Source organism: Cupriavidus sp. 01L46, from assembly GCF_056399905.1.
Genome location: NZ_JBFTSF010000113.1, coordinates 25,608 through 35,135, shown reverse-complemented (window position 1 = coordinate 35,135; position 9,528 = coordinate 25,608). Strand labels below are relative to the sequence as shown.

6 protein-coding genes, 2 tRNA genes and 1 pseudogene are annotated in these 9,528 nt (G+C 63.5%); all 9 read right to left on the bottom strand.

Translation table 11 applies throughout. The features are described 5' to 3' along the window. A partial coding sequence (gene pheT / locus AC1DS3_RS20470) for a phenylalanine--tRNA ligase subunit beta (protein ID WP_477127834.1) occupies positions 1-2,158 on the bottom strand: 2,158 nt, incomplete at its 3' end. A gap of 83 nt (positions 2,159-2,241) precedes the next feature. Beyond that, positions 2,242-3,126 (bottom strand): annotated as a pseudogene (gene pheS / locus AC1DS3_RS20465) (phenylalanine--tRNA ligase subunit alpha); the annotation flags it as partial. A gap of 336 nt (positions 3,127-3,462) precedes the next feature. After that, a complete protein-coding gene (gene rplT / locus AC1DS3_RS20460; RefSeq protein WP_006163216.1) occupies positions 3,463-3,819 on the bottom strand; it encodes a 50S ribosomal protein L20 in 357 nt (118 codons plus the stop codon). Between the two features lie 27 nt (positions 3,820-3,846). After that, entirely contained in the window at positions 3,847-4,044 is a 198-nt protein-coding gene (gene rpmI / locus AC1DS3_RS20455) for a 50S ribosomal protein L35 (protein WP_006163215.1), read from the bottom strand. Between the two features lie 170 nt (positions 4,045-4,214). Continuing rightward, positions 4,215-4,736 (bottom strand): translation initiation factor IF-3, encoded by a 522-nt coding sequence (gene infC / locus AC1DS3_RS20450; RefSeq protein WP_081488948.1) that lies wholly within the window; start codon positions 4,734-4,736, stop codon positions 4,215-4,217. A gap of 45 nt (positions 4,737-4,781) precedes the next feature. Continuing rightward, entirely contained in the window at positions 4,782-6,689 is a 1,908-nt protein-coding gene (gene thrS, locus AC1DS3_RS20445; RefSeq protein WP_477127833.1) for a threonine--tRNA ligase, read from the bottom strand. A gap of 367 nt (positions 6,690-7,056) precedes the next feature. After that, positions 7,057-7,133: transfer RNA gene (locus AC1DS3_RS20440), tRNA-Val, on the bottom strand. 68 nt (positions 7,134-7,201) lie between these two features. After that, positions 7,202-7,278: transfer RNA gene (locus AC1DS3_RS20435), tRNA-Val, on the bottom strand. A 21-nt stretch (positions 7,279-7,299) separates the two neighbouring features. Next, a complete protein-coding gene (locus AC1DS3_RS20430) occupies positions 7,300-9,522 on the bottom strand; it encodes a RelA/SpoT family protein (RefSeq protein ID WP_441630551.1) in 2,223 nt (740 codons plus the stop codon). Positions 9,523-9,528 lie beyond the last annotated feature (6 nt).

Sequence of the window (9,528 nt, the reverse complement as noted above, 5' to 3'; positions counted from 1 at the left end):
CACGTACGGCGGCCGGGAACTTGGAGATTTCGGTGTAGCCCGGCAGGCCCGCTTCACGCAGTGCCAGCAGGTCCAGTTCGAACACGACCGGCGCTTGCGTCAGTTCGTACTCCTGCAGCCAGCGCGGATGCAGTTCGCCGATCACGCCAGCCACCTTGCCGTCGATCACCACTTGCGCGGCGCGGCCCGGATGCAGCGCGGGATGCGATACCGGCTCGAAGCGCGCGACGCGCGGGAACAGCAAGGCCTCGACATCGCCCTTGACGTCGAAGAAGTCCACCGGGCGGGTGGCGATGCCCCACTGCTCCTCGAAGGCCGGGCCGTAGGCAATGCCGCCTGCAACCATCGGCTGGCGATAGCCGGCCACGGTCAGGCCGCCATCGGCGACCGTTTCATCGCGATGGAACACGCGGCCCACTTCGAACATCCGCACGCGCGATGCCTTGCGGTTGAGGTTGTAGCGCACCTTGTCGAGCAGGCCACCGATCAGCGTGGAACGCATCACCGCCAGCTGGCTGGCGATCGGGTTCAGCAGGCGGATCGGGTTGTCGTTGCCGGCGAAATCGCGCTCCCACTTTTCTTCGACGAAGGCGAAGTTGATCACCTCCTGGTAGTCGCGCGCGGCAATCGCGTGGCGCACAGCGTGAGTGGAGCGGCGCGCTTCGTCGGTCGGGCGCATCTCGCTTTCGGCGATCGGCGGACGTGCCGGGATGCGCTCGAAGCCATAGATGCGGGCCACTTCCTCGATCAGGTCTTCCTCGATCTCGATATCGAAGCGATAGCTCGGCGGAGTAACCACGAACACTTCGCCGTCCGCGCCTTGCTCGCGGGTAAACGGCAGCTGCAGGCGCTGGAAGACGTCGGCGATGACCGCAGGCGACAGCTCGATGCCAAGCACGCGCTCGGCGCGCGCCACGCGCAGGCACACCGGCTTGCGCTGCGGCAGGTTGACGATGAGGTCGTCGACCGGGCCTGCCTGGCCACCGCAGATCTCGAGGATCAGCGCGCTGATGCGCTCGATATGCTCAACCGTGGTGGCGTAGTCCACGCCACGCTCGAAGCGATGCCCGGCATCGGTCGAGAAGTTGAAGCGGCGCGAGCGGCCCTGGATGGCTTGCGGCCACCAGAAGGCGGCTTCGAGGTAGATGTTGGTGGTGTCGAGCGTCACGGCGGTGCTGTCGCCGCCCATGATGCCGGCCAGGCTCTCGATCTCCTTGTCGTCGGCGATCACGCCGACCTGCTCGTCGAGCTCCACGGTATTGCCGTTGAGCAGCTTGAGCTGTTCGCCCTTGCGGCCCCAGCGCACATCCAGCCCGCCGTGGATCTTGTCCAGGTCGAAGACGTGCGAGGGACGGCCGAGCTCGAGCATCACGTAGTTGGAGATGTCGACCAGTGCGGAGATGCTGCGCTGCCCTGCCCGCTCCAGGCGCTGCACCATCCATGCCGGCGTGGCCGCGCGCGCGTTCACGCCGCGGATCACACGGCCCGAGAAGCGGCCGCACAGGTCGGGGGCCGAAATCTTCACTGGCAGCTTGTCGGCCAGCGTCACGGCAACCGGCTTCATCTCCGGCAGATGCAGCGCGGCACCGGTCAGCGCGGCGACTTCGCGCGCCACGCCGTGGATCGACAGGCAGTCGGCCTTGTTGGGGGTGAGCTTGATGACGAAGACCTGGTCATCCAGGTCCAGGTACTCGCGAATGTCCATGCCGATCCTGGCATCTTCGGGCAGGAGCATCAGGCCGCCGTGGTCCTCCGACAGCTTGAGCTCGCGCGCCGAGCAGAGCATGCCGAAGCTGTCCACACCGCGCAGCTTGCCCACCTTGATCTCGAACGGCTTGCCGCCCGCCTCGGACGGCGGCAGCACCGCGCCGACCAGCGCGCAAGGCACCAGCACGCCGGGCGCCACATTGGGCGCGCCGCAAACGATCTGCAGGGTCTCGCCGGTGCCGGCATCGACCTGGCAAACGTTGAGACGGTCGGCGTTGGGATGGCGCTCGGTGGAAAGCACGCGCGCCACCACCACCTTGTTGAAAGGCGGCGCGACCGGGCCGACCTCTTCCACTTCCAGCCCGGCCATGGTCAGGCTGTGCGAGAGCGCATCGGTGGAAATCTTGTCGGGATTGACGAAACTGCGAAGCCAGGATTCCGAGAATTGCATGGCGCTTCTGATCCGGTAAGTATTCTGTTCTGTGGTGTCGGTGACGATATGCTCTGGCGCGGATACGCGCCTCAGGCGAACTGCACATTGGGGTGCACCTGGCCCGAGCCGGAAATCTCCAGCCACTTGCCGTTGCCGAAGGCCATGTCGATTTCCGCCGACGGTTCGGTGAACGGGAAGTACGAGGGGCGGAAACGCACCTGGATGTCATCGCGCTCGAAGAACTTGCGCAGGAAGTCCTTGTACACGCCCTTGAGGTMTGCAAAGCTCACGTCATCGCCGATCCACAGGCCTTCGACCTGGTTGAACATCGGCGAATGCGTGGCGTCGCTGTCGACGCGGTAAGTACGGCCGGGGCAGATCACCTTGATCGGCGGCATCTCGCGGCCCTTGTACTTCTCCACGTGCATGCGCGCGTAGCGCACCTGCATCGGGCTGGTGTGGGTACGCAGCAGCAGCAACTTGCCGTCGCTGTCGCGGCCGTCCACATAGAAGGTGTCCTGCATCGAACGGGCCGGATGGTTGTCCGGGTTGTTCAACGCGGTGAAGTTCATCCAGTCCGTTTCGATTTCGGGGCCATCGGCCACATCGAAGCCCACCGAGCCGAAGATCTGCTCGACGCGCTCCCAGGTGCGCATCACCGGGTGCAGGCTGCCCCGGGCAACCGCGCGGCCCGGCAGCGTGACGTCGATGGCTTCGGCGGCCAGCCGCGCGTTCATCAGCGCATCGGCCAGCGCCTGGCGGCGTGCCTGCAGCGCGGCCTCGACCTGCTGCTTGGCCTGGTTGATGCGCGCGCCTTCGCTCTTGCGCGTTTCCGGGTCGAGCTTGCCGAGGCTCTTGAGCAGCTCGGTGAGCGCACCGGTCTTGCCGAGAAAGCGGGCTTTCTCGTTTTCCAGCGTGGCGTTGTCGTTGGCTGCAGCGAAGGCGGCCTGGGCGTCGGCGACGATTTGATCCGGATCCAGAGACATGGCGGCGGTCGGCGATAAATTTGGYGTCCGGGTCACGCTGGGCCCGGGCGTGGGTTGGCACTAAGTGCGATGTAGGTGCAGAGCCCGCGCGGCACCGGGGGCGGCGCGGGCTTCGTTTCGGATGTCGTCTTGCATCGAACCGGGAACGGCACGCGAAACGGTATCCGAAATGAAAACGGGGCTCGGTGAGGAGCCCCGTTTCTGCAGGTCCGGCCGAACCGCCATCGCGGCGACAGGCGCTGCTCAGGCAAATTTGGCGGAAATGCTGTCGACCTTGCGGTCGGTGCTTGCCCGGGAAACCACGCTAGACATTAGCATGGCACCCCGAAGCCGGCATCAGGCAACGGTGGCTTTCACCTGGTTGACGATGGCGGCAAAGGCAGGCTTGTCATGAATAGCCATGTCCGACAGCACCTTGCGGTCCAGCTCAATCGAAGCCCGCTTCAGGCCGTTCATGAACACGCTGTAGGTCATGCCATGCTCACGCGAAGCAGCATTGATACGCGCAATCCAGAGAGCGCGGAACACGCGCTTCTTGTTGCGGCGATCGCGGTATGCGTACTGGCCAGCACGCATGACCGCCTGCTTGGCGATACGGTAGACGTTATTACGACGGCCGCGGAAACCCTTGGCGGCGACGATGACTTTCTTATGGCGGGCCCGTGCAGTGACCCCACGTTTTACTCGAGGCATGTAATGCTCCTTTCGTTTTCGTTAGGGTTATGCGTAAGGCATCATTGCGCGAACGGCCTTCAGGTTCGTCTCATGGACGTCCTGGGTGCCGCGCAACTGGCGCTTATTCTTGGTGGTCTTCTTGGTCAAGATGTGACGCTTGAAGGCCTGGCCACGCTTGAACGAACCATTCGGACGCGCAGTAAAGCGCTTGGAGGCGCTTTTCTTGGTCTTCATCTTCGGCATGAAATACTCCAGCTTCTATGACATGCATGCAGGTGGCCAGCTAGCGCCGACACTTGCAAAACCCGCATCCACTTATTGTTGCGCTAAAGCCGCGTGCGGCCTCTGCGCTGCTTTCGCACGACGCCGCGCCCGGAGGGATTCCCCTCCGGGCCGCAGCGACGCGCAAAATCTTACTTCTTCTTCTTGGGAGACAGCACCATCACCATCTGGCGGCCTTCCATCTTCGGCATCTGCTCGACCTGGCCAACTTCTTCCAGATCCGCCTTCAGGCGTTCGAGCACACGCGCGCCGATTTCCTGGTGCGCCATCTCACGGCCGCGGAAACGCAGCGTGATCTTGGTCTTGTCGCCGTCTTCGAGGAAGCGCTTCAGGTTGCGCAGCTTGACGTTGTAGTCGCCATCATCCGTACCCGGCCGGAACTTGACTTCCTTGACCTGGATGATCTTCTGCTTCAGCTTGGCGTCGTGCGCGCGCTTGGCTTCCTCGTACTTGAACTTGCCGTAATCCATGATACGGGCAACCGGCGGCACCGCTGTAGGAGCGATTTCCACCAAGTCCAAGTCCTTATCCTCAGCCAGGCGGAGCGCGTCCATGAACTTGACGATGCCGAGCTGCTCGTTATCAACCCCGACCAAGCGCAATTCGGGTGCGCTGATTTCGCGATTGATGCGATGACCTTTGTCTGTAGCGATGTTGCGTTACCTCAAGAAGACAAAAAACAAGCCGTGCTCATCCCATCAGGCTTTGCTGGCTACGTCCTGTTGCAGACGCTCCACAAACGCGGAGACGGACATCACGCCCAGATCCACGTTGCCACGGGCACGCACGGCCACTTGACTGGCATCCCGTTCTTTGTCGCCCACTACCAGGAGGTAGGGGATCTTCTGAAGGGAATGCTCGCGGATTTTATACGTAATTTTCTCGTTACGCAAATCMGCCTTAGCCCTAAATCCTTGTTTTTGCAGCAGTTGCACGACGTTTTCGGCATATTCCGCCTGCGAGTCGGCAATATTCAGCACCAGGACCTGCTCTGGCGCCAGCCAGGCGGGCAGTGCGCCGGCGTGGTTTTCCAGCAAGATGCCCAGGAAGCGCTCGAAAGAGCCCAGGATGGCCCGGTGCAGCATGACCGGGCGCTTGCGCGAGTTGTCTTCGGAGACGTATTCGGCATCCAGGCGCTCCGGCAGCACCAGGTCCAGCTGCAGCGTGCCGCATTGCCAAGACCGGCCGATGGCGTCCTTGATATGGTATTCGACCTTGGGACCATAGAAGGCGCCCTCGCCCGGCAGTTCCTCCCACTCCACGCCGCAGGCGCGCAGCGCCAGGCGCAGGCCTTCCTCGGCGTGATCCCAGACTTCGTCCGAACCGGCGCGCTGATCCGGGCGCAGCGACAACTTGACCGCGATATCCTTGAAGCCGAAATCGTCGTACACGGAGAACGCCAGCTCGTTGAAAGCCTTGGCCTCCGCGACGATCTGCTCTTCCGTGCAGAAAATGTGCGCGTCATCCTGCACAAAACCACGCACGCGCATCAGCCCGTGCAGCGCGCCGGAGGGCTCGTTGCGATGGCAGGCGCCGAACTCGGCTAGGCGCAGCGGCAGGTCGCGGTAGGAGCGCAGGCCGTGATTGAAAATCTGCACATGGCCAGGGCAGTTMATCGGCTTGATCGCGTAGTCGCGCTTCTCCGACTCCGTGACGAACATGTTCTCCTTGTAGTTCTGCCAGTGGCCTGACTTCTCCCACAGCGAACGATCCATCACTTGCGGCGTGCGCACTTCTTCATAGCCGGCCTGCGTCAGGCGGCCACGCATGTACTGCTCCACCGCCTGCCACACCTGCCAGCCCTTCGGGTGCCAGAACACCATGCCCGGCGCCTCTTCCTGCAGGTGGAACAGGTCGAGCAGCTTGCCCAGCTTGCGGTGGTCGCGCTTCTCGGCCTCTTCCAGCATGTGCAGGTAGGCTTCCTGGTCTTCCTTCTTGGCCCAGGCCGTGCCATAGATGCGCTGAAGCATCTCGTTCTTGGCGTCGCCGCGCCAGTAGGCACCCGCCACCTTCATCAGCTTGAAGACCTTGAGCTTGCCCGTGGACGGCACGTGCGGGCCACGGCAAAGGTCGACGAACTCGCCTTCGCGATACAGGCCGATCTCCTGGTCCTGCGGGATCGAGGCGATGATCTCGGCCTTGTACTTCTCGCCCATCGACTCGAACAGCTTCACGGCTTCGTCGCGGCTCCAGACTTCGCGCGTTACCTTCTCGTCCTTCTTGGCGAGCTCGGCCATCTTCTTCTCGATGGCGACSAGGTCYTCGGGCGTGAAGGGGCGCTTGTAGGCGAAGTCGTAGTAGAAGCCGTTCTCGATCACCGGGCCGATCGTCACCTGCGCCTCGGGATACAGCACCTTGACAGCGTAGGCCAGCAAGTGCGCCGTCGAGTGACGGATCACATCAACGCCATCGGCATCCTTGTCCGTGACGATGGCGAGAGCAGCATCGCGCTCGATGAGGAAGCTGGTGTCGACCATCAGCCCATCCACCTTGCCCGCCAGGGCAGCCTTGGCCAGGCCCGAGCCAATGCTCTGCGCCACTTCGGCCACCGTTACCGGGCCGGGGAATTCGCGTCGGGAACCATCCGGCAGCGTGATTGCGATCATCTTGCACCTCATCAGAAATCCACCCGCCGGCACCGTACGGCCGGCAAGCGAATAAAAAGCATCTTGTAGCGCCGGGCTCATGCCACTTCATGCAACCAGCCTGAGCCAGGCAGCGGGGACTTCGCTCGGATCCACCCACGGGCGACCGAGCAGGATAGCAGGGAGCCAATAAGCGACAGACGAAAAAAAACGCAGCCAAGGCTGCGTTGTTTTTCGATTTAACCCCAATCTACCGGGTCCGAAGGCGCACCTCGACTACTGTCGCTAATTAGCGGTAGTAGTTCGCTGTGTCTTGAACATGGCGCCTTTTCCGTTCCAGGTTATCGGGATCAACCGGACTGCTTCGGTACTGCTTACTGCTATGCGTTGGTAGGCTCGATTGGACTCGAACCAACGACCCCCACCATGTCAAGGTGGTGCTCTAACCAGCTGAGCTACGAGCCTATGTACTGCTTGAAACTAACCGCTGTATGCGCCTGCTGCACTGCGCCTACGTCTTACTGCTTGTTCGTTGGTAGGCTCGATTGGACTCGAACCAACGACCCCCACCATGTCAAGGTGGTGCTCTAACCAGCTGAGCTACGAGCCTACGGAGAACGAAAGTATAGCATCACTTTCTTTTCGCTTGCAAGACCCCCACCACATCTTCGATCAAACCGAGTGCGCGCTGCAACTGCGTGGCCTCGGAAACCTCGGCGGTAAACTGCATCCGCGCGACGCCTTTGCTCGACAGCGTCTTCACGCCGGTGACGTTGATCTTCTCGCGCGACAGCACTTCGGAGATGTCACGCAGCAGCCCTTGCCGGTCGATCGCCTCCACGTGGATGTCCACCGGATAGACGGCATCACTGCGCTTGCCCCACTCGGTATGGATCACGCGCTCCGGCGCGCGCGCCGAGAGCTGCCCGAAGGTGTGGCAGGTGCGGCGGTGGATCGAGACGCCGCGCCCGCGCGTGACGAAGCCCACGATCTCGTCCGGCGGCGCCGGCTTGCAGCATTTGGACATCTGCGTGAGCAGCGAATCCACGCCCACCACCAGCACACCGCTCTTGGCGCCACGCGCCACGCTGGTGGCGCGGCTCTTCTTGGTGACGGCCTCTTCCTCGCTCTGCACCACCGCGGCTTCGCCCTCGGGGTGCCGCAGCGCCTGCTCCACATGGCGCAGGCTGAACTCATCCTTGGCGACCGCGGCGAACAGGTCGTCCGGCATCTTGAAACCCAGCCGCGCGGCAAGGTCATCCAGGTTGACAGCGGTCTTGCCCTCGCGCTGCAAGGTCTTGTCGATCAGCGCGCGGCCTTGCGACATGGTCTCTTGCGAATCCAGCGCATTGAACCAGGCGCGCACCTTGGCACGCGCCCGCGGGCTGGCCAGGTAGCCTAGTTCCGCGTTGAGCCAGTCGCGTGACGGGCCGCCCTGCTTGACGGCAATGATGTCCACCGTCTGCCCGTTCTTCAGCGGCGTGTTCAGCGGCACCATGGTGCCGTCCACGCGCGCGCCGCGACAGCGATGGCCCAGGTCCGTATGCAGGTAGTACGCGAAATCCACCGGCGTAGCGCCCTGCGGTAACGCCACCACGCGCGCCTGCGGCGTCAGCACGTAGAGGTGGTCGTCGATGGCCGCGTGCTTGAGCTGCTCCCACGGCGACTCGTCGTGCGCAACCGAATGATCGGCGTCGTCCTTCCACGCCAGCAGCTGGCGCAGCCACGCGATCTTCTCGTCGTAGCGTTCGCTGGCGGAGAACTGGCCGCTATAACCCTTGCTGCCCGCCTCCTTGTAGCGCCAGTGCGCGGCCACGCCGTACTCGGCGAAGTGATGCATCTCCTGGGTGCGGATCTGCACCTCGAAGGCGCGCCCGTCGTCGCCGATCACGACCGTGTGCAGCGACTTGTAGCCGTTCGATTTGGGCCGGGAAATATAGTCGTCGAACTCGCGCGGGATCGGCTGCCAGATATGGTGCACGATGCCCAGCACGGTGTAGCAATCCTTGATGTCGTCGACGATCACGCGGAAGGCTCGCACATCGTAGAGATCGGCGAAGTCGAGCTCCTTGCCGCGCATCTTCTTCCAGATGCTGTAGATATGCTTGGGCCGCCCGCTCACCTCGGCGCGGATCTCGGCCGATGCCAGCTCGGACTGTAGCCGCGCGATGGCRCTGGCGATATAGCCTTCGCGCTCGATGCGTTTTTCGTCGAGCAGCCGCGCGATGCGCTTGTAGGTGTCGGGCTGCTCGAAGCGGAATGCCAGGTCCTCCAGCTCCCACTTCATCTGCCAGATCCCGAGCCGGTTGGCCAGCGGCGCGTAGATGTCCAGCGTTTCACGCGCGACGCCCGGCAGCGGCTGCGCCTTGACCTGCGCCAGCCAGCGCAGCGTCTGCAGCCGCGAGGCGAGGCGCACCAGCACCACGCGGATGTCCTGCGCGAAGGCCAGCAGCATCTTGCGCAGCGCCTCCACCTGCTCCTGGCGCGCGGCGATTTCGTCCTTGGTGGTTTCAGGCGCGCCGCTGTGGCCCACCGCGATCGCGCCGATGCGCAACAACTGCCGCACACCCTTGACCAGCCCCGCCACCTCTTCGCCGAAGAGCGGCTCGATTTCCTCCTCGCTGCCAGGCACGAACGCGGCCAGCGCAAACAGGCAGGCCGCCGCGCGCGCGGCATCGTCGACGCGCAGGCCGTCGAGAATGCGCAGCATGCCCTCGGCATGCGAGAGCACGGTTTCGCCGGTGGGCAGCAACGCCGCGCTGCCGCGCTCGCGCACGAACGCCAGGGCGCGCTCCACCAGCCCGGCATCGGGCGTGCCGGCAATCTGCCCGGTCAGGTCAGTCGACGTCACCATCTCGCT